28 protein-coding genes and 1 pseudogene are annotated in these 25533 nt (G+C 72.2%); 11 read left to right on the top strand and 18 right to left on the bottom strand.

The window, feature by feature from the left end; translation table 11 throughout:
- The first annotated feature begins 53 nt into the window (after positions 1 to 53).
- Positions 54 to 2183 carry a ricin-type beta-trefoil lectin domain protein gene (locus ACWD6N_RS23500; protein WP_354962426.1) on the top strand — a complete coding sequence of 710 codons (2130 nt, stop codon included), beginning with the start codon at positions 54 to 56 and terminating at the stop codon, positions 2181 to 2183.
- 77 nt (positions 2184 to 2260) lie between these two features.
- Here the strand turns inward: ACWD6N_RS23500 and ACWD6N_RS23495 are convergent, their stop codons facing one another.
- The gene (locus ACWD6N_RS23495; protein WP_354962427.1) at positions 2261 to 2647 is read right to left on the bottom strand and encodes a DUF2267 domain-containing protein; all 387 of its coding nucleotides are present in this window, start codon (positions 2645 to 2647) and stop codon (positions 2261 to 2263) included.
- Between the two features lie 170 nt (positions 2648 to 2817).
- Between ACWD6N_RS23495 and ACWD6N_RS23490 the strand changes: the two genes are divergently transcribed.
- From ACWD6N_RS23490 to ACWD6N_RS23480, 3 genes are all read left to right on the top strand, one after another.
- Complete coding sequence (locus ACWD6N_RS23490) at positions 2818 to 3624, top strand: SAM-dependent methyltransferase (RefSeq protein ID WP_354962428.1); 807 nt, start codon at positions 2818 to 2820, stop codon at positions 3622 to 3624.
- A 173-nt stretch (positions 3625 to 3797) separates the two neighbouring features.
- Positions 3798 to 4130 carry a nuclear transport factor 2 family protein gene (locus tag ACWD6N_RS23485; RefSeq protein ID WP_354962429.1) on the top strand — a complete coding sequence of 111 codons (333 nt, stop codon included), beginning with the start codon at positions 3798 to 3800 and terminating at the stop codon, positions 4128 to 4130.
- Positions 4131 to 4164: 34 nt separating this feature from the next.
- Positions 4165 to 5001 (top strand): oxidoreductase, encoded by an 837-nt coding sequence (locus tag ACWD6N_RS23480; protein ID WP_450005165.1) that lies wholly within the window; start codon positions 4165 to 4167, stop codon positions 4999 to 5001.
- 96 nt (positions 5002 to 5097) lie between these two features.
- Here the strand turns inward: ACWD6N_RS23480 and ACWD6N_RS23475 are convergent, their stop codons facing one another.
- A complete protein-coding gene (locus tag ACWD6N_RS23475; protein ID WP_449937486.1) occupies positions 5098 to 6675 on the bottom strand; it encodes a molybdopterin-dependent oxidoreductase in 1578 nt (525 codons plus the stop codon).
- A gap of 3 nt (positions 6676 to 6678) precedes the next feature.
- A complete protein-coding gene (locus ACWD6N_RS23470) occupies positions 6679 to 7314 on the bottom strand; it encodes a fasciclin domain-containing protein (RefSeq protein ID WP_387322243.1) in 636 nt (211 codons plus the stop codon).
- A gap of 197 nt (positions 7315 to 7511) precedes the next feature.
- Here ACWD6N_RS23470 and ACWD6N_RS23465 point away from each other — a divergent pair, with 197 nt between their 5' ends.
- Together ACWD6N_RS23465 and ACWD6N_RS23460 are read left to right on the top strand one after the other, a co-directional pair.
- Positions 7512 to 7844, top strand: a complete 333-nt coding sequence (locus tag ACWD6N_RS23465) for an STAS domain-containing protein (protein WP_354962432.1) — start codon at positions 7512 to 7514, stop codon at positions 7842 to 7844.
- A 29-nt stretch (positions 7845 to 7873) separates the two neighbouring features.
- Positions 7874 to 8272, top strand: coding sequence for an ATP-binding protein (locus tag ACWD6N_RS23460; RefSeq protein WP_354962433.1), 399 nt, complete (start codon positions 7874 to 7876; stop codon positions 8270 to 8272).
- Positions 8273 to 8282: 10 nt separating this feature from the next.
- Here the strand turns inward: ACWD6N_RS23460 and ACWD6N_RS23455 are convergent, their stop codons facing one another.
- Together ACWD6N_RS23455 and ACWD6N_RS23450 are read right to left on the bottom strand one after the other, a co-directional pair.
- Positions 8283 to 8843, bottom strand: a complete 561-nt coding sequence (locus ACWD6N_RS23455; protein ID WP_387322803.1) for a PP2C family protein-serine/threonine phosphatase — start codon at positions 8841 to 8843, stop codon at positions 8283 to 8285.
- Between the two features lie 3 nt (positions 8844 to 8846).
- Positions 8847 to 9827 carry a hypothetical protein gene (locus tag ACWD6N_RS23450; protein WP_387322241.1) on the bottom strand — a complete coding sequence of 327 codons (981 nt, stop codon included), beginning with the start codon at positions 9825 to 9827 and terminating at the stop codon, positions 8847 to 8849.
- 158 nt (positions 9828 to 9985) lie between these two features.
- Here ACWD6N_RS23450 and ACWD6N_RS23445 point away from each other — a divergent pair, with 158 nt between their 5' ends.
- Positions 9986 to 10390, top strand: a complete 405-nt coding sequence (locus ACWD6N_RS23445) for a nuclear transport factor 2 family protein (RefSeq protein WP_354962436.1) — start codon at positions 9986 to 9988, stop codon at positions 10388 to 10390.
- A 33-nt stretch (positions 10391 to 10423) separates the two neighbouring features.
- On the opposite strand, the gene ACWD6N_RS23440 is transcribed toward ACWD6N_RS23445, so the two are convergent.
- The 11 genes from ACWD6N_RS23440 to ACWD6N_RS23390 all read right to left on the bottom strand — a co-directional run bounded on the left by ACWD6N_RS23440 (position 10424) and on the right by ACWD6N_RS23390 (position 18630).
- Positions 10424 to 10960 (bottom strand): SUKH-4 family immunity protein, encoded by a 537-nt coding sequence (locus ACWD6N_RS23440; protein WP_354962437.1) that lies wholly within the window; start codon positions 10958 to 10960, stop codon positions 10424 to 10426.
- The gene (locus ACWD6N_RS23435; protein ID WP_354962438.1) at positions 10957 to 11517 is read right to left on the bottom strand and encodes an SUKH-4 family immunity protein; all 561 of its coding nucleotides are present in this window, start codon (positions 11515 to 11517) and stop codon (positions 10957 to 10959) included. The genes ACWD6N_RS23440 and ACWD6N_RS23435 overlap by 4 nt, the downstream gene beginning before the upstream one ends.
- Positions 11514 to 12044, bottom strand: coding sequence for an endonuclease (locus ACWD6N_RS23430; protein WP_354962439.1), 531 nt, complete (start codon positions 12042 to 12044; stop codon positions 11514 to 11516). Before ACWD6N_RS23430 ends, ACWD6N_RS23435 begins: the two co-directional genes overlap by 4 nt.
- Positions 12037 to 12531, bottom strand: a complete 495-nt coding sequence (locus ACWD6N_RS23425; protein ID WP_354962440.1) for a WXG100-like domain-containing protein — start codon at positions 12529 to 12531, stop codon at positions 12037 to 12039. The genes ACWD6N_RS23430 and ACWD6N_RS23425 overlap by 8 nt, the downstream gene beginning before the upstream one ends.
- Positions 12532 to 12535: 4 nt before the next feature.
- Entirely contained in the window at positions 12536 to 12865 is a 330-nt protein-coding gene (locus tag ACWD6N_RS23420; protein WP_354962441.1) for a hypothetical protein, read from the bottom strand.
- Positions 12862 to 13284, bottom strand: a complete 423-nt coding sequence (locus tag ACWD6N_RS23415; RefSeq protein WP_354962442.1) for a YbaB/EbfC family nucleoid-associated protein — start codon at positions 13282 to 13284, stop codon at positions 12862 to 12864. The genes ACWD6N_RS23420 and ACWD6N_RS23415 overlap by 4 nt, the downstream gene beginning before the upstream one ends.
- A 30-nt stretch (positions 13285 to 13314) precedes the next feature.
- Positions 13315 to 14121 carry a nucleotidyltransferase domain-containing protein gene (locus tag ACWD6N_RS23410; RefSeq protein ID WP_354962591.1) on the bottom strand — a complete coding sequence of 269 codons (807 nt, stop codon included), beginning with the start codon at positions 14119 to 14121 and terminating at the stop codon, positions 13315 to 13317.
- A gap of 20 nt (positions 14122 to 14141) precedes the next feature.
- On the bottom strand, positions 14142 to 14840 hold the full coding sequence (locus ACWD6N_RS23405; RefSeq protein WP_354962443.1) for a nucleotidyltransferase domain-containing protein: 699 nt from the start codon (positions 14838 to 14840) through the stop codon (positions 14142 to 14144).
- Positions 14841 to 14935: 95 nt separating this feature from the next.
- The gene (locus ACWD6N_RS23400) at positions 14936 to 15406 is read right to left on the bottom strand and encodes a molybdenum cofactor biosysynthesis protein (protein WP_354962444.1); all 471 of its coding nucleotides are present in this window, start codon (positions 15404 to 15406) and stop codon (positions 14936 to 14938) included.
- 124 nt (positions 15407 to 15530) lie between these two features.
- Entirely contained in the window at positions 15531 to 17636 is a 2106-nt protein-coding gene (locus ACWD6N_RS23395; RefSeq protein ID WP_449937496.1) for a PQQ-dependent sugar dehydrogenase, read from the bottom strand.
- 37 nt (positions 17637 to 17673) lie between these two features.
- Positions 17674 to 18630 carry a LamG-like jellyroll fold domain-containing protein gene (locus ACWD6N_RS23390; protein WP_354962446.1) on the bottom strand — a complete coding sequence of 319 codons (957 nt, stop codon included), beginning with the start codon at positions 18628 to 18630 and terminating at the stop codon, positions 17674 to 17676.
- A gap of 131 nt (positions 18631 to 18761) precedes the next feature.
- On the opposite strand from ACWD6N_RS23390, the gene ACWD6N_RS23385 reads away from it, so the two are divergent.
- The 3 genes and pseudogenes from ACWD6N_RS23385 to ACWD6N_RS23375 all read left to right on the top strand — a co-directional run.
- On the top strand, positions 18762 to 19796 hold the full coding sequence (locus tag ACWD6N_RS23385; protein WP_387322235.1) for a LacI family DNA-binding transcriptional regulator: 1035 nt from the start codon (positions 18762 to 18764) through the stop codon (positions 19794 to 19796).
- Between the two features lie 63 nt (positions 19797 to 19859).
- Complete coding sequence (locus ACWD6N_RS23380) at positions 19860 to 20264, top strand: hypothetical protein (protein WP_354962448.1); 405 nt, start codon at positions 19860 to 19862, stop codon at positions 20262 to 20264.
- Positions 20265 to 20280: 16 nt separating this feature from the next.
- Positions 20281 to 21126: pseudogene (locus ACWD6N_RS23375) on the top strand (methyltransferase); the annotation flags it as partial.
- A 99-nt stretch (positions 21127 to 21225) separates the two neighbouring features.
- Here the strand turns inward: ACWD6N_RS23375 and ACWD6N_RS23370 are convergent.
- Entirely contained in the window at positions 21226 to 22077 is an 852-nt protein-coding gene (locus ACWD6N_RS23370) for an alpha/beta fold hydrolase (protein WP_354962449.1), read from the bottom strand.
- Between the two features lie 124 nt (positions 22078 to 22201).
- On the opposite strand from ACWD6N_RS23370, the gene ACWD6N_RS23365 reads away from it, so the two are divergent.
- A complete protein-coding gene (locus ACWD6N_RS23365; RefSeq protein WP_387322232.1) occupies positions 22202 to 23068 on the top strand; it encodes a metallophosphoesterase family protein in 867 nt (288 codons plus the stop codon).
- Between the two features lie 56 nt (positions 23069 to 23124).
- On the opposite strand, the gene ACWD6N_RS23360 is transcribed toward ACWD6N_RS23365, so the two are convergent.
- A complete protein-coding gene (locus tag ACWD6N_RS23360) occupies positions 23125 to 25512 on the bottom strand; it encodes a discoidin domain-containing protein (RefSeq protein WP_387322230.1) in 2388 nt (795 codons plus the stop codon).
- Positions 25513 to 25533 lie beyond the last annotated feature (21 nt).

Raw genomic sequence — 25533 nt, 5'->3', positions numbered from 1 at the left:
GCTACACGCTGACCAACCTGCGGCCCACCGGCTTCCAGCCGAAGGTCACCGGAATGGACTGGCTGGCCGACGGCCGATTCGTCATCTCCACCTGGGGCGGCAGCGACCAGTCCGGCACCTCCCAGGACGGCGAGGTCTGGATCATGGGCAACACCGGCGGCGCGACCGGGCCGGGCACCGTGACCACCAAGAAGATCGCCGGCGGCCTCAAGGAACCGATGGGACTCAAGATCGTCGACGGGGTGGTCTACGTCTCGGAGAAGCAACGGCTGACCCGGCTGGTGGACACCACCGGCGACGAGGTGGCCGACCAGCTCCAGACGGTCGCCACCTGGCCGTACGGCGGGAACTTCCACGAGTTCGCGTTCGGCCTGCTCTACCAGGACGGATTCTTCTACCTGAACCTGTCGGTGTCGATCAACTCCGGCGGCGCCACCACCAACCCGCAGCCGGCCGCCAACCGCGGCACCACCCTCAAGGTCAACAAGGACACCGGCGCGGTCAGCCACGTCGCCGGCGGGCTGCGGACCCCGCACGGCATCGGCTGGGGCCCGGAGGGCGGCATCTTCGTCACCGACAACCAGGGCGGCTGGCTGCCCTCGTCCAAGCTGGTGCACATCAAGCAGGGCCGGTTCTTCAACCACTACCTGAACCCGGCCGGCCCGTTCGACGCCAACCCGGTCACCCCGCCGGTGCTCTGGATGCCGCAGAACGAGATCTCCAACTCGCCCAGCACGCCGCTGTACCTCACCAGCGGCCGGTACGCCGGTCAGTTCGTCATCGGCGACGTGACCTACGGCGGCCTGCAGAGGGCCAGTGTGGAGAAGGTCAACGGCGAGTACCAGGGCGCCCTGTTCCGGCTCACCCAGGGCCTGGAGGCGGGCGTCTCCGAGGTCAACGTCGGCCCGGACGGCGCGATCTACGTGGGTGGGCTCGGCGCGGGCGGCAACTGGGGCCAGACCGGCAAGCTGTCGTACGGCCTGCAGAAGCTGACCCCGACCAGCACCACCACCTTCGAGATGCTGGCCATGCGGGCCACCACCGCCGGGTTCGAGGTGGAGTACACCCAGCCGGTCTCCGCGGAGACCGCCGCCAACCTGGCCGCGCACTACAAGATCAAGCAGTGGCGGTACCAGCCGACGGCCAGCTACGGCGGCCCGAAGATCGACGAGGAGACGCTGACCGTCACCTCGGCGACCCTGTCGACGGACGGGAAGAAGGTCACCCTCGCGGTCAACGGGCGCAAGGCCGGCCACGTCGTCCACCTGCGCTCGCCACGCCCGTTCACCTCGACCAGCGGGCAGTCGCTGTGGAGCACCGAGGCGTGGTACACGCTCAACGCCATCCCGGGCGTCACCCCGCCGCCGACCGGCGGGATCAACCTGGCGCTCAACAAGCCGGCCACCGCGGACAGCTCCTGCTCGGCGACCGAGGGCCCGGCCAAGGCCGTCAACGGCAGCGTCGCCGGCGGCAACGGCGACAAGTGGTGCTCGAAGGGCACGGCGAAGTACCTCCAGGTGGACCTCGGTGCCAGCTACGCGGTGAACCGGGTGGTGGTCAAGCATGCCGGCGCCGGCGGCGAGAACACCGCCTGGAACACCCGGGACTTCACGGTCGCCTCCAGTGCCGACGGCACCGCCTGGACGACCCGGGCCACGGTCACCGGCAACACGGCGAGCACCACCACGCACGACGTCACCGCGCCCGGAACACGCTACGTGCGGTTGGCCATCACCGCGCCGACCAGCACCGGCGATCCGGCCGCGCGGATCTACGAGCTGGAGGTGTACGCGGGCACCGCTGGCGGGTCGGGCCGCATCACCGGCGTCGGCGGCAAGTGCCTGGACGTGGACAACGCGGGCACCGCCGACGGCACCAAGGTGCAGCTCTGGACCTGCAACGGCACCGGCGCCCAGTCGTGGAGCCGCGTCGGGGACACCTACCGGGCCCTGGGCAAGTGCCTGGACGTGGACAACGCCGGCACCGCCGACGGCACCAAGGTGCAGCTCTGGACCTGCAACGGCACCGGTTCCCAGGTGTGGCAGCCGGAGCCGGACGGGTCGATCCGCAACCCGCAGTCGGGCAAGGTGCTGGAGGCCGCCGGCGCCGGCACCGCCGACGGCACCCAGATCCAGATCGGCACGTACGCGGGCGGCGCCCACCAGAGGTGGGTGGTCAGCTGACGCTGGACGTGGGGCGGGGTCTGACCGGCAACCCGGTCAGGCGCCGCCCCAGGCCCCTCGTACGGCCGCGGCGTCGGTCAGGGGCCCTGCGGCAGCGGCTGGGCCAGCTCCTTCAGATCCGCCGGGAGCTGGGACAGCGCGTCCTCGAACTCCCGGTGGCCGACCACCCGGTGCATGGTCTGGAGCACGGCCCGGGAGCCCCGCTCCGCGGTGGGTCGGTCGGTCCCCGCGCGCTCGGCGACACGCCGCAGGAACTCGTCGTAGCCGAACACCTCGGGCGCCTCGGCGACCTTCACCAGCAGCGGGCTCAACTCTGTGGCCAGGTGGGGTGCCAGCGTGGCCGCCTCGCCGCCGCTGAGCCGCTCGGTGAGGGTACGCAGAACCGCCTCGGTCAGCGGTCGCGCCTGCTCGGGCGGGACACCCGCCCGTGCCGCAACCTTGTCGACGAACGCCAGCTCAGCCATGCCCCCGCCCTTCGTTCCGGAGATGCATGGCTACCCGGGCCGACCGACGGCAAACCCGGGACCGGTCCCGGTGCGATCCGACGGCAGGGGTGTCCGTTTTGCGGACGGGAGCGCTGTGCGAGCATGAGTGTCCTCTGTGTCTTCCCCCACCCCTCAGCGGAAGGACGCCCGTGGCAGAAACCGCCCCTGACCCGGCCACCGACGGCACCAAGATCGACACGAGCGTCCCGCACTCCGCCCGGATCTGGAACTACTGGCTCGGTGGCAAGGACAACTTCGAGGTCGACCGGCTGGCCGGCGAGCAGGTCCGCGAACTCTTTCCCGCGATGATCGAGACGGCACGCGAATCCCGCGCGTTCCTGTCCCGCGCGGTGCGCTTCCTCGCCGGCGAGGCCGGGATCCGGCAGTTCCTCGACGTCGGCACCGGGCTGCCCACCGCCGACAACACCCACCAGGTTGCCCAGCGGGTCAACCCGCAGAGCCGGGTCGTCTACGTCGACAACGACCCGATGGTGCTGGCACACGCGCGAGCGCTGCTGGTCGGCAGCCCGGACGGGCTGACCCGGTACATCCACGCCGACCTGCGTGACCCGCAGGCGGTGCTCCGGCAGGCCGACGAGCACCTCGACCTCAGCCAGCCCGTCGCGGTCCTGCTGTTCGGGGTGCTGGGCCACGTCGGCGACGACGACGAGGCGGTCGCCATCATCCGCGCCCTGCTCGACGCGGTCCCGTCCGGCAGCTATCTGGCGCTGTCCGACGGCACCGACACCAGCGCGGCGGTCGTCGAGTCGCACCGGCAGTACAACGAGAGTGGCGCGCTGCCGTACCACCTGCGCAGCCCGGAGCGGATCGCCCGGTTCTTCGACGGCCTGGAACTGGTCGAGCCCGGCCTGGTGCGGTTCACCCACTGGCGGCCCGAGCAGGATGGCCCGCCGGCGGACCTGGACGGCTACTGCGCCGTCGGCCGCAAGCCCTGACCCGCGCCGACCCTGAGCGGTGTCCGGCGGGCGGGCTGCCGCCGGACACCCGCGACGATGGGTCGACGACGGGTTCTGTCGGTTGGTCCGCGAAGCACCGGCACCGTCTCGTACCGTGAGGTCGGACGGGGAATCCGGCTGCCCGAGGGCGGCCCGCGCCGCAGGAGGAGCCGATGGGAGTCGACCTGCCCGAGGTGATCGACCGGTACTTCCGGGCCGTCGGCGACGGTGACCTGGAGGCCTTCGTCGCCTGCTTCGCGGACACCGCGAGCGTGGCCGACGAGGACCGGGTGCACGAGGGACGGGCCGCGATCCGCGCCTGGCGGCAGCGGACGATGGCGACCTACTCGTACACCGCGGAGCCGGTGACCGTCACGCCGCAGGCGGGCGACTCGTACCTGGTCCTCGCCCGGGTGTCGGGCAGCTTTCCCGGCAGCCCGGTCGAGCTACGGTACCGGTTCACGCTGCGCGACGACCTGATCGGTGCCCTGAACATCCGCCCGTAGCGACCGTCTGATTGAGCCGGCAGGAGGAGACGACGTGCCGCGTGTCTGGCTCATCACCGGCAGTTCCCGGGGTCTCGGCCGGTCGCTCGCCGAGGCGGTGCTGGCCGACGGCGACCGGCTGGTCGCCACCGCCCGCGATCCGGCGCAGCTCGGCGACCTGGCCGACCGGCACGGCGACCAGATCCGGACGGTGGCCCTCGACATCACCGACCCCGCCGCCGCCCGCACCGCCGTGCACAGCGCTGTGGACGCGTTCGGGAGCCTGGACATCCTCGTCAACAACGCCGGGTACGCCGACGTCGCCGCGATCGAGGACATGCCGGAGGACGACTTCCGGGCCCAGATCGAGGCCAACTTCTACGGGGTGGTCAACCTGACCCGCGCCGCCCTGCCGGTGATGCGCGAGCAGGGGCGCGGGCACATCGTCCAGGTCTCCAGCGTCGGCGGGCGGGTCGGCGGGCCCGGGCTGGGCGCGTACCAGCCCGCCAAGTGGGCGGTCGGCGGCTTCTCGGAGGTGCTTGCCAAGGAGGTCGCGCCGTTCGGGATCCGCGTCACCACCGTCGAGCCGGGCGGGCTGCGGACCGAATGGGCCGGCTCCTCGATGCGCACGCTGCCGATCAGCGAACCGTACCGGCCGGTCATCGAGCCGGTCGTCGAGCGGCTGCGCCAGGCCAGCGGCAGCCAGCCGGGCGATCCCGTCCGGGCCGCCCAGGCGATCATCCGCATCACCCGGGTCGACGACCCGCCCGCGCGGTTGCTGCTCGGCGCCGACGCCGTGGCGGTCGCCTCGGCGGCCGCCGAGTCCCTCGCCGCGTCCGACGCGCGGTGGCGCGAGCTGAGCGAGTCGATCGTCTTCGACCCGGCTCCGTGACCCTGCCCGACCCGGCGACGGCGACGCGGTGGGCACGATCGCCGCCGACTCTGCCGATGCCTGGCTCTGGCCGGGTCACCGGGGCGGGGCGACGGCTCAGGTGACCGTGACGGTGACGCTGTGCCAGCCGGTGGCCCCGTCCGGAAAGGGCGTGGCGCGGGCCTCGGTCTGCATCGCCCCGATGCCGTCGACGGCGCGGACCCGGACGGTGTGGCTGCCCGGTCGGGCGTCCCACCGGTAGGTCCACTGCCGCCACAGGTCCGCCGACGGGCCCGCGCCGAGCCGGGCCGGCTGCCAGCGGCCGTCGTCGACCTGGACCTCGACCGCGCTGATGCCGCGCCGCTGCGCCCAGGCGACACCGGCGATCATCAGCGGGCCGGCCGGGCGACGCGCGAACGGCTTCGGGGTGTCGATGCGCGAGGCCGTCTTCACCGGCGCGTCGGCGGCCCACCCGCGCCGCACCCAATACGGGTCGACCTCGTCGAACGTGGTCACCCGCAGCTCGGTGAGCCACTTGCAGGCGCCGACGTAGCCGTACAGGCCGGGCACGAGCATCCGGACCGGGAAGCCGTGCTCCACCGGCAGGGGCTCACTGTTCATGGCGACGACCAGCATGGCGTCGCGGCCGTCGAGGATCGCGGTCAGCGGGGTGCCGATCGTCATGCCGTCGACCGAGCGGCTGAGCAGCTGGTCCTGCCCAGGCCGCAGGCCGGCCTCGCGCAGCAGCGGGGCGAGCGGCACTCCCGTCCACCGGGCGGTGCCCACGTACGGGCCGCCGACCTCGTTGGACACGCAGTTGAGGGTGATGTCGCGCTCGACCAGGTCGCGGGCGAGCAGGTCGGCGAAGCTCCAGGTGCGGGGCCGCTCGACCGCGCCGGCGAGCCGCAGCCGCCAGGTGTCGACGTCGATCTGCGGGACGGTGAGCGCGGTGTCCACCCGGTAGAAGTCGCGGTTGGCGGTAACGAACGCCGGACCGCCCTCAACCGCGACATCGGGTGGCAGTGGCGGGGCCGGGGTGGCCGGGGGCGGGATGCGTACCGCCGACCGGGACCGTGTGCCGGCGGCCCGGCGCCCGCCGACGGCCTGCCCGCCGGTGGTCGCCGCCACGGCGGTGAGGGTGGCGGCGGCGGCGGTGGTGAGGAACTGCCGGCGGTTGAGTAAGTGGGGCCGTCCGGAGGCGACGGCTGGCCCGGGTCGGGCGTCGCGCAGCAGCGCGAGCAGGGCACCCGCGCCGGCGGCGACGCCGACGAGGGCGGGGACGGCGTCCGCCACGGTCGCGGCGGGGCGGGCGAGTACGGCGGCGACGAGGACAGCGCCCAGCCCGACGAGGCCGGTCAGACCGGCTCCGGTCCGGCGGATCGCGGCGATGCCGAGCACGACCGCGACCAGCACCAGGACGGCGAGCACACCACCGAGTAGGACGATCTTGTCGGCGGTGCCGAAGGTGCGGATGGCGAACGCCTTGACCGGCTGGGGTGCCAGGTCGATGGCGGTGGCGCCGACGGCGAGGACCGGATCTCCCACCGGGTCGGTGAGCGCGGCGGCGAGGTGGGCGACGCCCAGCGTGACGGCGGCGGTGAGCAGGCCGACGAGGGCGCCGGTGCGGTTGGGGCGCGGGACGGGGGGCCGCCCCGGCCGGGGGTCCACCGGCCGAGGCGTGGTCGTGGTCGGCACGGTTCAGCTCTTCGGCATCAGCACGGTGTCCACGATGTAGACGGTGGCGTTGGCGGTGGAGACGTTGCCGCAGACCACCATCGAGGCGCCGTCGACCGTGAACGAGTTACCGCTGCCGGTCACCGTGATCTCGTCGCCCTGGAGGGTCTTGTGCGTGCCGGCCAGGGTGTCCGGGGAGAGGTGGGTCGGCACCACGTGGTGGGTGAGGACCTTCTTCAGCATGGCGTCGTCGGCGAGGACCTTGCCGAGGTCCGCCTTGGGGATCTTGGCGAACGCGTCGTTGGTCGGCGCGAACACCGTCACCCCCTGCGCACCGTTGAGCGAGTCCACCAGATTCGCCTTCTGCACGGCGGAGACCAGGGTGGACAGCAGCGGGTTACCGGAGGCGGCGGCGGCCACCGGCACCTTCGCCATGGCCTGGCAGCTGCCCGCGTCGGCGGGATCGGTCGGCACCACGGCGCAGCCCGGCCCGAACTGCGCGGTCATCATCGACGAAGTAGCCGACGGCATCGGTGCGTCGGCCGAGGCGCTGGCAGCGGTCCCGCCGCTGGCGGTGCTGTCGGTGTCGCTGTCGCCGCAGCCGGCGGCGAGGGTCAGGATGGCGATCGCGCCGATGGTGACGAACAGACGCCGGTTCATTCGAACTCCTCAGGTAGGTGACCGCGGTGGTGCTCGTACCGGTGATTCGGTGCGGTCGAGCCGGCGGATGGGTCGGATCGTCGACAAGCTGACGGCACGCCCCCGATCGCCGCCGAACGGAGGACACGGCCGGCAGGCTGGTGGGTGACATGATGTGCCGACAACGGCTGTCACGACGAGGAAGGTGCTGCTGCCCGATGGCGCACTTCGAGGCCCGGACGTCCACGGCGCCCGGCCAGATCGTCGTCACGCTGTCCGGCGAGTGCGACCTGGCCACCCGGGAGGAGCTGACCACCGTGCTGTCCGCGGCGGTCCGCGGCGCGCCCGTGGTCGTGGTCGACGTGGGCGGGTTGCGCTTCCTCGACCCCAGCGGCCTGCACGGTCTGGTGACCGCCCACCAGACCGCCCGCGCCGCCGGTCGGCGGTTGTACGCCGTCAACGCCAGCGGGCCGGTCGCCGCCGTGCTGGACATCACCGGCGTCGGCACCCTGCTGCAACCGCCCGCCGACGACCCGCGGCTGGCGGGCTGATGGCGGCCGGCCGGAGGGAGACCCGGATCGTGGCCGAGCAGTCGGTGTCCACCCGCGCCCCGGACACGATGGCGTACCAGGTGGCGACCGACCTGCGAGCGCTGCGCGCGTTCGTCTGCACCGCGGCCCTGGCCCGGGGCCTGCCCCCGCACCGGGTGGAGCTGCTGATGTTGGCCGTCAGTGAGCTCGCCACCAACACGTTGCAGCACACCACCGGCGGCGGCCGGGTCCGGGTGTGGGCCGAGGCGGACCAGTTGTTCTGCGACGTCATCGACCAGGGGCCGCCGGTGCGCGCGTTCGGCCGGGACATGCCGCCGGCCGACGCGGTACGGGGGCGGGGGCGGGCGATCGTCGAGCAGGTCTGCGACGAGGTCGCCGTGCTGACCGAGCCGGAGGGAACGGTGGTGCGGCTCCGGCTGGGCCTGTGAGCCGGGCGGCTCAGGGCAGCACGCGTACGGCCAGCGCGCAGGTGTCGTCGTCCGGGCTGGGCTGGTGCAGCAGGTCGCGCAGACGGCCGAGGGTCTGCTCCCCCGGCTCGGCGGAGAGCGCCGAGAGCACCGACCGCACCTGTTCCAGCCGGTCCTCCTCGGGCGCGCGCCGCTCCACCAGCCCGTCGGTGTAGAACAGCACCAGGTCGCCCGGACGCAGTCGCGGGGTGAGCACCGGGTACACCGAGTCGTCGGCGGCGCCGAGCAGCAGGCCCGGCGGCCGGTCCAGCGGGCCGGTCCCGCCGTCGCGGGACAGCAGTGGCGCCAGGTGCCCGGCGCGTCCCCAGCAGAGCAACCGAGTCACCGGGTCGTAGACCGCGACCACCGCGGTCCCGGTGATCGCGAGCTGACCGCAGAGTCGGTTGAGGTGCCCGAGCAGCACCGCCGAGTCCCGGATGCCGATCGACAGCCAGGCCACCAGCGCGAAGCGCAGATGGGCCATCCCGCTGGCGGCGCTGAGGCCGTGGCCCGCCACGTCACCGACCGCGAGCACGACCGACCCGTCCGGCAGGGTCTACGCGTGGTACCAGTCACCGCCCACCCGCACCGCGCTCTCCGCCGGCAGGTAGTTGACCATCGCCTCCAGGCCGGCCAGCGGAAACGGCTCGCGGGGCACCGGCTGGATCAGGTTCTGCAACTGACCGGCCAGCCGGTGCTCGGCCAGCGCCGTCATCTCCCGGGTGCGCAACTGGTCGCTGAGCTGCTCGATGGCGGTCCGCGAGTCCACCCTGGCCGTCACGTCCTGCACCACGGCGTGGATCTTCAACGGTGTGCCGTCCGCGTCCCGCGAAACGTCGGACAGAATCCGTAGGTACTTCACCAAGCCCGCCGCCCGGAACCGGACCGTCACGTCCGAGGAGGCTCCACTGTCCAGCGTCTGCCAGGCCGCCTCGCGCAGCATGTGGTCGTCCGGCAGCAGGGCGGCCGACTGCTCGGCTCGCGACAGCGGGCCCAGCGCCGGGTCACGCTCGAAGATCCGGTACATCCCGGGTGACCACTGGCTGACCCCGCTCGCCAGGTCGTACTCCGCCCAGCCGAGGCTGCCCAGCAACTCGGTGCGCTCCAGTCGACGCAGGTCCTCGTCGAGCCGTTGCCAGGTCACCAGCAGGCCGCCCAACACCCGGTGCACGTGCACGTCGAACAGCGAGTCGGCGACGACGCCGCTGCGCTTCTCCACGTACCGGAAGTCGGCCAGCCGGCCGGGCGCCCCGGTGGCCAGCACGTCGAGGTACAGCCGCCAGAGCGGACCGTCGACCATGCTGGGGTACAGCTCGGTGAGCCGCGCGCCCACCCGGTCGGTCCCCCGGCCGTAGATGTCGTGGCCGTCGCCGCTGGTGGCCGCGATCCGGAAGTCCGCGACCGCCCGACCGTCGTCCGGCACCGGCAGCAGCCACGTGCAGCCGGCCGGAACGACCGCCAGGATCTCCCGCACGACCTCCTCGACCGGCCGCGCCGCCCCGGCGGCGTGCGTGGCACGCCCGCCCTGGTCCGCCATGCCAGCAGCCTAGCCACCGGCCGCCCCGCGGCCCACAGCCACCGCGTTCATGCGACGCGCGTCCGCCGCCGGACGCGACCCGCCGCCGGCCGATCCGCACCCGTTCGGACCGCGCCGGCTGCCACAATGCGGACAGCCCCGGTGGACGGTGGCGCCGGGTGAACCCCGATCAGGAGGACGGCACCATGCCGGACAGCGAACGCGAGGCGGAACTGCTCGATGCCGAGCGCACCCTGCAGGCGGCGCAGCGGGCCGGCGACGTGGCGGCCCTCGACCAGTTGCTCGTCGACGAGCTGATCGCCATCGGCCCGGAGGGCGGCAGGCACACCAAACGGGACGACCTGACCGCGCACCGGGACCGGACCTCGGTCATCGAGGAACTCGTCGAGGAGGAGCTGGAGCTGCTCGTCGCCGGGACGACCGGCGTGACGTTCTTCCTCGGCCGGGTGGCTGGAGTGTTCGACGGCACGCCGTTCGCGGCTCGCCTGCGGTACACCCGTACCTGGATCCATGACGACGCGCACGGTTGGCGGGTGCTCGCCGCGCACATCAGCCCGGTCTGACCCGCAGGCCGGGTGACCGCTGGCGCGACCAGCTCAGGTGGTGGACTCCAGCTCGTCGAACGCCAGGGTCCACCAGGACTCCGGCTCGGCGAACGCCGTCGGGTCGACCTCCCGCAGGCCGGCGCGAATCCGTGCGGCGCGGGCCGCCCGCTCCCGCCCGCCCGGGTCGGTGGCGATGAGCTGGCCCAGCCGGTACAGGAACTCCACGAACGCGGCGAAGCTGCTGTTGACCGTCTCCAGGTTCGGCGTCTGGAGATCCAGCAGCAGCACCTCGCCGGTCGCCGCGTCCAGGCAGAACAGCAGCATCGGGTCCTCGGGCGAACTGCCCAGCACGATGTACGCGCGCGGCGCCTCGTCGCCCACCTCGATGCGCAGGGTGGAGAAGAGCTCCACGTCGGGCGCCGACACGTCGACCGTGAACAGGATGGGCACCTCGACCGGCAGGGCGCCGTACGGCGGGAACACCTCCGGCCCCAACGGGCCGAGGATCGCCTCGAAGCGCTGGTCCGGGAAGTAGATGACGCCCCGCTCGCCCCACAGCGCGACCAACTCCTCGCGGGTGACGGTCACCGCCCGTCCCTCGCGTCGGCGTCGTCGTCCGGCTCGTCGTCGTCCTCGTCGTCGAGCAGGCCCTGCTGGTCGAGGAAGGCGTGCCACTGGTCGTCGGCGGGGGTCAGGTCGGCGTAGCCCGGGCCGAGCAGGTAGTAGTGCACGAAGGAATCCAGGTCGGGGGCGAGCTCCTCGAAGGCGTCCGCCATGAACCACTCGGTGCCGGTCGGCGGGAAGTACCAGATGGCGCCGGTGCCCCGGTCCATGAAGATCGGCTCGTCGCTGCGGGTGCCGATCACCAGCCAGCCCGCCCGGTCCTCCGGGATGGCGGAGAAGTCCGGCGCGTAGTCCAGGTGGTACTGGATGCCGGTGAGGGTGGACGTGGACGCCAGCTCGATCCGGCCGGCGCGCAGCCCGTCGGCCACCAGCAGGAGATCCCGCAGGTCGGCCGGGAGGTCCGCCGGCACGGCGTCGGTGGCCGCGCCGTCGCCGAACTGGGCATACCCCAGGCTCGCCGGCTGGTCCTCGGCCAGGTCGGCCCGCAGCTCCTCGATGAGCTGGTGCAGCTCGGGGGTCAATCCACCACCTCTATTCGGATCGGGGTCCCGTCCGGCAAGGTCTGGATCTGCCCCCAGATCTGCGAACCGATGTCCGTGTTGGTTCTACCATGCAGCAACTTGAGGTTGTCGACGGTGTCCGGGCCGCCGAGCTGGAGTTCCCATACGTGGTCCGGGTGGTAGCTGCTGAGGCGTTGGCTGAGCCGGTTGGCCAGATCCTTGTCGTGCGGCCAGTACTTGTCCCAGATCTTCTGGCGGATCCGCTCCTTGTAGCCGTCGGTGAGGCTCTTGTCCCGCTCGACGGGGTTGGTGGCCTTGTAGAGCTTGCCCTCGTCGCTGAGCTTCTTCAGCGCCGCCATCTTGCGCCGGAACTGCGAGGTCGCGTGGAAGTCCTTGCGCTGGACCCGGATCACCTTCGTCGGCAGGCTGTGATCCGGCCCGGTGACCCGGACGATGGGCTTCTCCAGCTTCTCGACCGCCTTGCGGACGATCTTGCCGGCCGCCGGCTTCGCGGCGACGCCGCGCGCCTTCCTCGGCTTGCTAGGCATCGAGCAGCTGCCCGATGACCTGGTCGATCAGCAGACCCACGATCTCCCGGGTGATCATCTGGAAGATCGGGATCTCGGCCAGCGAGGCGCCGAAAGTGGCCACCGCGGTCACGATCGCCTGCGCCACCTGAAACGCGAGGATGGCCAGCTGCACGATCAGCTGGATCTTCAACGCCAGGACGATCACCGCACAGACGATCAGGCCGGCGCCGAGGATGACGGCCGCCTGGGCGCCGTCCCGGAGCACCAGCGGACCGTGCTGCTCACCGGTCCACCAGCCCTGGAACGCCTGCACCGCCGGGCCGACGTTCTGCGACCACACCTGGGCCGCGCCGGCGTCCGCCTCGCCGGCCGTGGCGCCGATCCGACCGGCGAACTCGATCCAGGCCTGGCCCATCTCGAAGAGCTTCTCCTCGTCGCCCTCCGGCCAGGTGTAGCCGATCCAGCCGAGCGCGGTGACCAGCTCACCAGGCAGCTGCAGACCCATCGCGCTACCCCAGCCCGCCGGCCAGCGAGCGCATCGTGCCCGCGCCGTCCTCGTCGACCCGGTCGTACGCGTCGGCCATGGAGCTCAGGTCGCCACCGGCCGAACCGATCTCCTCCACCGCGAGCCCGAGGCAGTCGAAGACGTACGCGGCGACCTCGGTGTAGGCCACCCCGATCAGCGAGCCAATGTCGTCGGCGCCCCAGGGCTGGCCGTGACCGGCCATCTGCGCCTCGAAGCCGTCCAACTCGTCGAGGAAGCGGCCCGCGAGGTCGGAGACCGTCGTGCCGGCGTCGCGCAGCGTCTGCGGCTCCACCTCGAACCCGTTGCCGCTCATCGCGGGCCACCTCGGGCCAGCCGGTCCTGCGCCTCGGTCAGTGCCGCCAGGAACGACCCGAGCCGCGGCACCGCGGTGTCCCGGACCTCCGCCAACTGCTCCCGCAGCTGCGACAGGTCACCGGCCTGCGGCGGGGTCGTGGCGCCCCGCATGGCGTCGATCGCCGCGTTGACGGCCGTGGTGATGTGCTCGGTCAGCTCCTCCGAACCGAGCCGCATCAGCCGGGGCTCCACCCAGAGCGACCGCAACCGCCCGTCCGGGCCCAGCTCGGCGCGGACCTGACCGTCCGCGGCCTCGCCGGCCGGCGGCTCGGCCGGCTCCCCGTCGGCGCCGGCGGCCGGTGCGCTGACCGCCCCCAACGCCTGCATCGTCGCGTCCAACATGCGGGTGAAATCGCCACTGACCGGATCCGCCGCCATCTGCCCTCCCCAAGGCCGAACGGGCCGAGCCTAACGGACGGGTACCACGACTTCACCACGCCCAGCCGGCGTTCGAACACCGTCCCGCGTGGACGGCAGTCGGGCCGCGACCACGAGGTCGTTGAGCTCAACCGACCCGGCGGGCTGTTCGGGCAGCCTACTGTCGTGCTGTGCCTGGTCGAGCCGGGCGGCCAACTCGGCCAGGTCGCGGTCGAGGGTCGCGCCCGGGACGAGGTCGTCCAGTACGCCGTGCTCGGCGGCCCGCTTCGCGGCGATCAGGTCGGGCAGGTAGGCCGGCGCGGGTTCGGTGTCGAGCAGGGCCGGCAGGTTCGCCTGCATCCGGCCGGTACGCAGCAGGTGAACGCCGGTGAGCAGCGACCGGAAGGTGTACAGCAGCGGCTTGAGTTCACCGGTGGCATCGAACAGCCGCCGCTGGCCCGCGGCGAAGCCACGGTAGTGATGACCGTGGTGCCGGGTCACCGTGAGCGGCGCCAGCTCGATCAGCGCCGCGTGCACCGCCGTGGTGTGCACCACCAGGGGTGACAGCAACTGTTCGAGCACGTAGCCGTTCCGACGCAGCATCAGCCGTACGAACTTGCGCAGGTCGTGCGTGACCAGGTCCAGCTCCACCCCGTCGCGGTCGGTCATGACCGTGCGGGTCTCCGCCGGCTCCGCCAGCCCGATCACCTGCTCGACGGGCAGCAGGTGCGCGCCGCGCAGGTCGACGTCGGAGTCGGTGGACGGGAACCCGTACAGGTGGGCGCCGGAGACGGTGGCGAAGACCAGCGGGTGCGGCTGCTCGGCGACGATGCCCGCCAGGTCGACGCCGGCCGGCAGGCCAGCGCCCTCCCACGCGGTCACGACGGGCACCGCACGGAGCGGTCGCGGACCGAGATCAGCCACTGCTCGACCCGCGCCTCGTCGGGCCGGTCGGGCAGCGGACTGGTGGCCAGGTCCGCCGTCAACCGGGCGACCAGCCGGTCCCGCCAGGCGACGATGTCCTCCCAGGGCACCTCACCGGCCTTCACCGCCAGCAGTCGGTCCCGGTCGGCGCCGACGTCCAGCACCAACCGCCCGGTGCGGACCAGGTGACCGCCGGCGGCCAGCAGCCGGATCAGATGCATCACGTGCCGCCAGGTCGGGGTGCCGGAGCGGGCGATGCCGCGCTCGGCCTTGCCGAACTGTGCGGTGGCGTAGCGCAGGTAGGTGTCCGCCACCCGCCGGGACAGGAACGCCGGCGCGAGCGCCCGCAGTTCCTCGCCCACCGGGGTGCACGTCTCGACCAGCGGGGAGTGCAGCACCTCCAGGACGGTGGGGTTCGCCGCCAGCCCGAGCACGCAGACCCGCTCCACCTCCCAGCGCATCTGCTCCGGCAGCGGGCCGTCGTGGTGCCACGCTGGCTTGCGTAGACCCCAGAACGCCGAGGCGGGCAGGGCGTACACCCCGCGTCGGTCGGTGTCCGAGGCGGCGCCGGACAGGCCGAACGCGCGGGAGCCGACGACCACCTGCAGGATCGTCCGGTCGTCGACCAGTTGATCCGTCAGCGCGTGCTCCATCGCCGCCTCCCCCGAGCGTCGGGTCGGCGGCTCCGGCCGGTCGACATCCGGTGCACACCATGCCTGTTTCGCGGCGCGCCGTCGAGCCCGTTTCGTCAACTCACGGTGGCGTCGACCGGGCCGACGCGCAGCACGCCGTCGTTGAGCGGGGTGCAGCGGATGCCTCCGGTGGTGCGCAGCGCCTTCCACGTACCCGGGCCGACCGTGACGTCCATCCAGGCGCAGGGGCGGGCGGCCCGGTTCACCCGCAGGCTGACCGGGCCGTCGCCGGAGTCCAGCACCAGCACCTTGCCGATCAGCTCGTCCACCGCGATGCCGGTGGTGAGGACGTTGCGGCGGACCTCCGCCAACCCGATGCCGGCTGGCAGTGACTCCTGGGCGATCACCGTCACGCTGGCGTCGCGGTGTGCGGGCTGGCCGAAGTACCGGTCGCCGACGATGCCGAGACCGGCCCGGATACGCACCACGTCGACCAGCTCACCGGGCGGGGCCGGAACCGGGCCGTCGGCGGGCCGGCCCAGGAAGCGGTGCACGGGCGAGGCCAGCAACTCGACGATCTGCGGCATGGCACGGATTCTACGAACCGGATGACCCCCTCCGGGCCGGCTCTGCGTTCCCGGCCGGCGGGCGATTCGCGCATCCGGCAGCCAGTGGGGACGGCGGTGATCGTGCCGCCGGCCCCACCGGTGCTCAGGCCGGCGTGCCGGTGACGGTCAGGTTGCGCAGTCGGCCCACGTTGTCGAACGAGCCGAAGCCCACCCGCCCGGAGCCGAACGTGCTGTCCTTCGCGGTCATCAGCGGGTCCCGTCGCCCGTCGACGTAGACCGCGATCTCGCCGGTCGCCGGCAGGTGCACGACCCGTACGCGGTGCCAGTCGGCGTCGGTGATCGCCGGGTTGGCGCCGCGCGACCGGCCGTTCCACTGGTGGTCGATGCGTTCCCGGTCGGCGTTGTCGACCTTGAAGATGCCGTTGTGCGGGTAGATCGTGTTGTCGGTGGAGAGGTGGGCGTAGTAGAACTCCGTGTCCGAGCGCCAGCCGAAGACGATGATCACGTCCCGGTTGGTGACCTCCACCGGCGTGTCGAGCCGTACCCGCGCCTCGACCTCGACCGACGACCAGGCCGGTCCGGCGGTCAGGACGGCGTACTCGAACGGCCGGCGCGGGCCCGGCCGGCTGACCCCGGCCTCGGCGAGGATGACCTGGTCGTGGGTGAACTGCCACTTGGCCGGGGTGACCGGCGCCCAGTTCGATGCTCCCGCGGTGCGCCGCAGGGTGGTGTTCCCGACGTCTCCGCTGGCGAAGACCCGGGTGCCGGTGACCTTCCAGATCTTCCCGTTGGCCTTGGCGAGCACGTAGAGCTCACCGGCGGCGTCGGTGCCGAAGCGCAGGTCGACGCGGTTGGGATCGCCGGGCGCGCCGGGCCCAGAGAGGTCCCGCATACGGACCGGGGTTCCCTCGGCGTCGAAGAGGGCGAGCTGGTGGATCGGGGCCAGGCCCCGCCCGCGGCGCATCTCGTTCGCCTCGGTGTAGAGCACCCGACCGTCGACCAGGTCACCGAACACGTACTTGCCGCGCAGCGCCGGCACCGCGCGTCCCCGGTAGACGAACCCGCCGGCCACCGCGACGCCGACGTCCGCGGTGCAGTTCCAGTCCGCGGCGGGGTCGTGGTCGTACGCGGCGACGGGGTACGTGTATCCGTACCGGTCGTCGTCGGCGGGCAGCGGGAAGAGCCGGTCGCAGGGATTGGTGGCCGCCTTGTCGAAGACGAAGGATCCTTCGCGCTCGCTCCAGCCGAAGTTGTCGCCGGCGCGGACCTCGTAGATCGCCTCGATGGCGTGTTCACCGATGTGCCCGAGGTACATGCGGCCGGTCGCGCGGTCCCAGCTGAAGCGGTGCGGGTCGCGGAAGCCCAGGGCGTAGATCTCGCCGAGCGCGCCGGCGCGGCCGACGAACGGGTTCCTGGGTGGGATGCCGTAGCGCCCGTTGGCGGCGTTGGTGCCCCGGGGGTCGATCCGCAGCAGCTTGCCGTGCGGCATGCCCAGGTTCTGCGGGTCGGTGTTGCGCACGCCCAGACCGCCGTCGCCGACCGCCAGGTACAGCAGGCCGTAGTCGGGATCGTGGCGCTTCGCGGTGGGATTGAAGTTGATTTCCTGGATGCCGTGCACCTGGCCGCCGAACCCGATGCGCAGGACCTCCCGGCGGGTGCCGGCGAACGTGTCGGCGCTCGGGTCGGTCGCCGTCCACTCGGTGATGACACCGTGGTAGATCGTGCCGGCCTGGGCGTAGTCCGGCGTGGTGGTCGTCGCCGACGCCTGCTCGGTGTGGATGGTGTAGAACCGGCCGTTGGCGCCGAACTCGGGGTGGAAGGCGACGTACCCGAAGCCCTGGCCCAGGCCGCGGCCGGAGAAGAACTGCGGCGCGAAGGTCGCCGCCACGTCGAGGTAGACGTGCGGCACGCCATCTTCGACCAGGTAGAGGCTGCCGTTCAGGTCGGGCACCGCGCGCCGGCCGGAGCCGTCGGGCACCTCCATGATGGTGTTGATCCGGGCGGTACGCATGAGCCGCTGATCGGTCGGTGCCGGGTTCGGCTGCGACTGCGGGAAGCTGGCGTACTCGCTGAGGACCAGCCCGAGCCGGGACTGGATCGGCATCTCGGGGACCGGGTCGTACACCGCGTCGGCCGCGGCCCGGGCGGGCGTCGCGAGCACGGTGGACAGGATCAGCACCACGGCGGTGAGGCCGGCCGTCAACACGGACCTGCGGATACCGTGGGCGCTGTCGTGGAGGATGAGCACGCGTGTCTCCTTCTCGGTGGGACGGTGCCGAGGGTGGTCAGCGGGCCAGGTGGCGGTACTGCCTCCGCACATCGCTCGCGGAGACCACGCTGTCGAGGAACATCAGGCCGTCCATGCGGCAGTCACACGGGTTCCGCTCCACCGTGTCCTGGGGGAAGCTTCCGCCGATCTTGATGCCCCGGGGGTCGGACGCGGTGGTCACGTGCGGGCCCGGCCCGGACACGAGCCACGGGTCGTCGGTGCGGGTGTAGAAGCCGCTGACCGGTTCGCCGTTGCGGTAGAGGGCAAGGGCGCCGGTGCCGAAGTCGAAGGTGGCGGCGAGGTGCACCCACTCCCCCGCCGGCAGCAGGTCACGCCAGTCCTGGCTCGCCGCGAACGTCTGCGAGTTGCCGCCGTCGAGGCGCCGGCCGAGCGCGACGAGGCGCAGCTCACCGTCGACGTCGATCAGCTCGAGCAGGGCCCGGACGCCGTGGCCGTCGGAGTCGCCGGTCAGCACCCCGGCCAGGCCGATGGCGTTGTACCGGTCGTTCGGGTCGGCGGTGGTGGAGTTGGGCAGGGGGTTGTCCATCTCCAGCTTGAACCAGCCCATCACGGTGGTGCCCGCGGTCGCGCTGAAGGCGCGGAGGGTGCGCACCCCGCTGGCTGACCAGGTGCCGGCCTTCCAGTCGTCGTTGCCGGCCACCGCCGGGTCGACCTGCCGGGTCCGCACCGCGTTGCCGCTGCCCCGGTAGGCGTGGTCCCGTACCCGCATGGCGGCGCCGCCGTTGACCAGCTCGATCTCGGTGCCGGAGCGGCCCTGGTCGCGCTCCAGCGCGGCGTCGCCCGGCACCGGGTGGTCGAAGTCGTAGGCGGCGACCAGGTGCGCTCGCAGGGCGGGGTGGACGTCGGACGGGCGATGCCGGTCCGCCTGCGCCGGGGGCGCCCCCGCTCCGGTGAGCGCGCCGATCGCCAGGAGGGAGACGGTGGCGACGGCCGCTCGTCTGGCCCTGGACATCGGTTCACCTCATTTCACGGCACGCCGGTGCCGGGTACGTAAGCGCTTACGTAAGCGCTTACGTACCCTAGGCTTCGATCAGCGTCACTGGCAATAGATCGGGTGACATGGATGTTTCCGGGGAGTCGCGGATGCCCAGGGCTGGCCAGCGGCCGCGCCTCGTCGACGTGGCCGATCGCGCCGACGTCTCGCTGGCGACCGCCTCCCGGGCCCTCGCCGGCCGCGACGGCGTCAGCGCCGAGGTGGCCGACCGGGTCCGTCGGGTCGCCCGCGAGCTGGGGTACGTCGCCAACCCGTACGCCCGCACGCTCGCCGGCGGCGCCAGCTCCACCGTGGGCCTGATCGTCCACCAGGTCGACGACCCCTACTTCTCCGAGATCGCCGGCGGGGTCATCCAGCTCGCCGCCGAGCAGGGGCTGCTGGTGCAGATCTGTCAGTCCGGCCGGGACCCCGACTACGAGCTGCAACAACTCCGCCACCTCATCGCCCAGCGGGTCGGCATCATCCTGATCAGCGGTTCGGGGTACGACGACCCCCGGGTGGAGGCCGAGGCCAGGGCCGAGCTGGCGGCGTTCCAGGACCACGGCGGCCGGGTGGCCGCGATCGGGCGGCACGCGCTCGGCGTCGACGCCGTCCTGCCCGACAACGAGGCCGGCGGCAACGCGCTCGCCCACCACCTGATAGATCTCGGCCACGGGCGGATCACGGTCGCCGCGGGCAGCGCCGGTCTCACCACGGTCGCCGACCGGCTCGCCGGCGTCTCGTCGGCACTGCGGCAGCGCGGGCTGACCCCGGCCGACCTCGCCGTCGTGCACGGCGACTTCACCCGGGGCGGCGGGCGGGCGGTCACCGAGCAGATCCTGAACGAACACCCGGAGACGACCGCGATCATCGCGCTCAACGACGCGATGGCGATGGGGGTGCTGTCGGCGCTGCGGTCCCGCCGCGTCCCGGTCCCCGGGCGGATGTCGGTCGTCGGCTTCGACGACGTCTCCGTGGCGGCCGACCTCGCGCCCAGCCTCACCACCATCCGGCTGCCGATGACCGAGATGGGTCGTACCGCGCTCAGCCTGGCGCTCAAGCCCCGCTCGACGCGTCCCCGGCGGCGCTCCACCGGGCACCTGCTGGTCGTCCGCGACTCGACCGGTCCCGCCCCGACGCTGTGAGGCGGCGGGGCACGCTCGGTCGGAGTCTGTTCGAACCGCGCCACCGCAGGGGATGATCTCCGGATGACAGCGACGAGGGGTACACAACCACTGCGCGGGGCTCTGTTCCTGGCGGCGGCCACGGTCGGGGTGTGGTTGCTCTGGCTGGGCTGGGACACCGAGTACGACGTCGACCCGCAGACCGGTTCGCGCAGCGGCCCGTACGAGGCGTGGCAGGTGATCGGCTGCGTGCTGACGCTCGCGCTGCTCGCCGTGCTCGCCGGCACGCGGCTGAGCCCGTGGCTGGTGGCGCCGGTGATGACGGTGGCCTTCACGGCGGCCTGGTCGTGGGGGGCGTTGTCGTCCGACGACAGCGGGTTGTGGGCCGTCGGGGCGGTCCTGGTGCTGGTCGGGATGGCGATCGGCAGCACGGCGGTGAGCCTCGGCGCACGCTGGGCCAGTCGGCGGCTGGCCCGCCGACCCAGCTAGCCGGCGCCGACGTGCGCTGGCCGCGACCGCCTCGCTCGGCCTGCTGGAGAAGGCCGGCGACGGCTACCGCAACTCGGCGCTGGCCGAGCAGTTCCTGGTCAAGGGTGGCCCGTACTACTTCGGAGCCCAGGTCCGCTACTCCGACCTGCGTACCTACCTGCCCTGGCACCGCATCGGGGAGGCGCTGCGCACCGACCGGCCACTGACCTGGGACCCGCAGGCCCAGCAGTCGATGTTCGACACCACCGACCCGGAGATGCTGGCGCAGTTCTGGGACGCCATGTACTCCACGTCCAGCTTCACCGCCGGTGCGCTGGCCGACGCGTACGACTTCTCCGCGCACCGCCGGCTGCTCGACGTCGGCGGCGGTGCCGGAGCGTTCCCGATCGAGTTCTGCCGCCGCCTGCCGGGACTGCGGGCGACCATCCTGGACCTGCCGCACGTCTGCGCGCGGGCCGAGGAGCGGATCGCCGCGGCCGGCCTGACCGGGCGGATCGACACGCTGCCCGGCGACTTCCTCGCCGACCCGGCGCTGCCGGGCGGGCACGACGTCATCCTGCTCAGCATGATCCTGCACGACTGGGACGAACCGACGAATCGCGCGTTGCTGGCCCGGTGCCACGCGGCGCTCCCGCCCGGTGGGACGGTCGTCATCTGCGAGCTGCTGCTCAACGATGAGCGCACCGGGCCGCCGGAAGCCGCTCTGATGGGCATGAACATGCTGGTCGAGACCGAGGGCGGCCGGAACTACTCGGGCGCCGAGTACGTCGCCTGGCTCGCCGACGCCGGCTTCGTGGACGTCCACACGGTGCCGTTCGACGCCCCGGGCGCCAACGGCGCGGTGGTGGCCCGCCGGCCCTGACCGTCGACGCCGCCCGGCCCACGCGAGCCCGAGGGCCTGCGTGGGCCGGGTGTGGCGGCGGGACCGCCGCGCTGGCGTCCGATCAGATGCCGGTACGGATCAGGCCCGAGCCTTGGCCGGCTGCTTGATGAAGTTCAACACCGCCTTGTTGATGTCGTCGGCGTGTGTCCACGGGATGCCGTGCGGCGCGCCCTTGAGCGTGATGAGCTGACCGGTCGGCAGCATCGGCCCGAGCCGCTGGCCGGTCACCGGGAAGGGCAGCACGTTGTCCTTGTCGCCCTGGATGATCAGGACCGGCACGTCGATCTTCGGCAGGTCGGGCCGGAAGTCCTCCTGCCAGGCGGTTACGGAGTCGTGGGTGGCCTTGCCGGAGGCCATCGTGCCGATCTGCCAGTGCGCGTGGTACGCCTCCTCGCTGACCAGCTTGCCCTTGTTCTCGCTGTAGTTGAAGAACGCGTCGCAAAACTGGGTCAGGTAGGCGAAGCGGTCCTTGATGATGGCCTGCTGGAAACCCTGGAAGAGGCTCCTCTCGACGCCCTCCGGGTTGTCCTGGGCCTTGGCCAGCATCGGTTGCAGCGGGCTGAGCAGCACCGCCTTGCTCACCCGCTGCGAGCCGTAGTTGCCCAGGTAGCGGACCACCTCACCGGTGCCCATCGAGTGACCCACCAGGATCGCGTCGCGCAGGTCCAGTTCGTTCATCAGGATGTCGAGGTCCGCGGCGAACGTGTTGTAGTCGTACCCGAACGCCGGCTGGGCGGAGTTGCCGTTGCCGCGACGGTCGTAGGTGATCGTCCGGTATCCGGCGTTGAGCAGCGCCGTGGTCTCCTTCTCCCAGGTCGCCCCGTTGAACGGGAAGCCGTGGATCAGGACCACCGGCTGACCGGATCCGTGGTCCTCGTAGTACAGGTCGATGGGCGCGGAGTTCTCCGTACCCACGGTGATGAAAGGCATGTTCTTCTCCTGCTCCGGTTCGGGCTGTCGGACGTCAGCGCTTTCCCGCCGGATCGCCGGATATGCCGGCCCACCTGCCAGCCGCGTCCCCAACCTCTCTGGACAGAACACCTAGTCTCGGGGCGTGAGCCTTCCGCCCCGGCTGCGGGCCGTCAGCGACCTGCACATCGGCTATCCCGAGAACCGCTCGTTCGTGCGGGAGTTGCGCCCGGGCAACGACTGTGACTGGCTGCTCGTCGCCGGCGACGTGGCCGAGCGGTACGCCGACATCGAGTGGGCGCTCGGGCTGCTCAGCAGCCGGTTCGCGCGGGTGCTCTGGGCGCCGGGCAACCACGAACTGTGGACACCGCCCGACGACCCGGTGCGGCTGCGCGGCGAGGAGCGCTACCGCGAGCTGGTGCGGCTGTGTCGGCGGCTGGGGGTCGTCACGCCGGAGGATCCGTACCCGGTGTGGGAAGGCGAGGGTGGTCCGGCCACGGTCGCCCCGCTCTTCGTGCTGTACGACTACACGTTCCGGGTGCCCGAGGCGAGCACCAAGCAGCAGTCGCTGGACCTGGCGTACGAGGCCGGGGTGGTGTGCACCGACGAGGCCCTGCTGCACCCCGACCCCTACCCGAGCCGGGAGGCGTGGTGCGAGGCCCGGGTCACCGAGACCGAGCGCCGGCTGGCCGAGCGCGACCCGGACCTGCCGACCGTGCTGGTCAACCACTATCCACTGGTGCGCGCACCCACCGACGTCCTGTGGTATCCGCAGTTCGCCCAGTGGTGTGGCACCGTGCGGACCCGGGACTGGCACCTGCGCTTCGGTGCGGCCACCGTGGTCTACGGGCACCTGCACATTCCTCGTACGACGTTCCATGACGGGGTGCGCTTCGAGGAGGTTTCCCTCGGCTACCCGCGCGAGTGGCGACGGCGCGGGCCGGTGCCGGACCCGGTACGCACCATCCATCCGGCGGACGACCTGCGCCGGATGCAGCAGCCGACGGGCTGACACGGGGGCGGCCACCCGTCCTCTCCGATGGCCGCCCGCTCGCGGTCAGCTCGCGGTCAGCTCGCGTACACCTCCAGCGCCGCCAGTTGCCCCGCCGGCCAGCCGGTGTTGCCGGTGACGGTGATCCGCAGGTAGCGGGTCTGCGCGGCGGTGAACGTGAGGGCCACCTGGTTGCCGGTGGCCGGGTTGAACGTGCGCCCGGCGGCAGCGACCAGCGTGCCGAAGCTGGTCCCGTCGGCGCTGCCCTGCACCGCGAGGGTCTGCGTCCGGGTCGCCCAGGCCGCCGCCGGCGGCAGTTTGAGCACCACCCGCCCGACGGTGCGCGATGCGCCCAGGTCGACCTGCACCCACTGTGGAAAGGCGCTGTTGACGCTCTCCCAGTAGCTGTTCGGGTCGCCGTCGACCACGTTGCCTGATCCGTAGCTCTGGGTGTGGCTGCTCTCGGCGGTGGGTCGGCCACGGGCGAGGTCCGCGTTGGCCGGCGCGTCCGTGGTGACCGTGACGGCGTTCGACGGCGCGGAGGTGTTGCCCGCGGTGTCCCGCGCCGTGACGGTGAAGCTGTAACCGGTGGTCGGGCTGAGCCCGTTCACGGTCGCCGTGGTGCCCGTGACGGTGGCGACGACCGTGCCGCCCTGGCGCACCTGGTAACCGCTGACCCCGGCGTCGTCGGTGGACGCCGTCCAGGCCAGCGACACGCTGGTCGCCGTCCGGCCGGTCACGGTGAGCCCGGTCGGCGCGGTGGGCGGGGTGTCCGGCGTGCCGGTCGCGGCGTACACCTCGACCTGGGCGAGCTGCCCGGCCGGCCAGCCGGTGTTGCCGCCGATGCTGAGCCGGACGTACCGGGCGGCGGTGGCCGGCAGCGTACGGGTGACGCTGTTGCCGGTCGCCGGGTCGAAGGTGAAGCCGGCGGCCGGGGCGATGGTGCCGAAGGAGTTGCCGTCGACGCTGCCCAGCACGGTGATGGTCTGGGTACGCTCCCCCCAGCCGGCGGGCAGCCGCACCACGAGCCGTCCGACCTGGTGACTGGCGCCGAGGTCGACCTGCCACCACTGCGGGAAGGCGCCGTTGCCGCTCTCCCAGTAGCTGCCGGCGTCGGAGTCCACCGCGTTCGACGCCGGGTACGGGCCGTTCTGGCTGCTCGCCGAGGTGGGTCGGCCGGCGGCCAGGTTTCCACCGGTCGGCGGGGGCCCACCGACCATCGGTGGCGTGGGACGCACCGGGGTGAGGGCGAGCTGCCCCTTGAGCATCCGACCGCCGTCGGCGGTGATCCGCAGGTAGTAGTCGGAGGAGCAAGCCACTCCGTCCTCGTCCAGGGCCCGGATGTTCGCGCCGGCCGGGGTGGTGGCCTGGGTCTCGGACGTCCTGGCGATCTGGTTGCCCTCGTTGTATTCGTCGAACATGGACACGTAGAGCCCCTGCGAGCCGAGTCGGACCATGTTGTAGATGTGCCGCCAGTAGAAGTCGCCGTGGCGGCGATGCCCCCCGGCGAGGTCACCGGGCATCACGCAGGGCTGGTAGTCGATGCCGCGCGCCGCGCAGTCGGCCAGGTCCGGAATGTTGACGTTGTTGTAGTACGAGTCGAGGCCCTCCAGGGTGGTGGTCCGGTAGACCATCCACGGCGAGATCATGTTGAACGCGTGGTAGACGTCGAGAAAGCCGGGGCGGGAGTCCTCGATCCCCTGTCGCCACCAGGTCGGCACCCCACCGATGACGTAACAGCCCTGCGCCTTGAACCAGTTGACGACCTCGAGGCAGGGCGCCGGCGCGAAGGGCCGGCTGGGTTCGCTGAAGCCGAAGCCCCAGATGCAGACGACCGGCTTGCCGTTCTGCCGGGCGTACGCGCTGGACACGGTGTGCGCGGACATCTTCGTCGTCCAGTCGGTCTTCAGCTCCGACTGCATGTTCAGCCAGTCGGTGACGTCGTACATGATGTAGAACTTGCGGCCGTGGCGCTCGGCGGCGGAACGCACCTTCTGCGTCGTCGCGTCGCGGGTCGGCCCCTCGTCGTCGAACGGGTTGAACCGCTGCAACGCGGCGGTGTCACAGCCGTACTCCTGCATCCAGCGGAAGTGGGTGTCCACGGTCTGCTGGTCGTACGAGGAGAAGAGGGTGGCCGGCGACCCGTTGCCGAGGTTGGGGTAGGCGGTGGGGTATGTGTGCGTGTACTCGCGGGTGTCCGGCCAGGACACGATGGTGGTGTTGCCGGGCGAGGGCGGCTGGAACCGGTCGCGGCTCCAGTGCCACCAGCCGCCGATCGGCGCCGAGTCGCCGGGGCAGCTGAACCAGCCCTGGTAGCCGACCGTCACCTTGCCGACCACGTCCCCGGGGGGACTCGCGGCGCGGGCCGGGCCGGTGCCGGTGGCGAGCAGTTCGGTGGTGGAGGCGGCGGCGAGGGCGGACCCTGCCAGCACCGATGTGACGAACCTGCGGCGGGAGACCGCCATGACGACCACTCCTTCGGGACG

The sequence above is a fragment of the Micromonospora sp. NPDC005163 genome (genome assembly GCF_053599835.1).
Note: the sequence above shows the minus strand (reverse complement) of the source record. Positions and strands in the feature narration are given on the sequence as shown.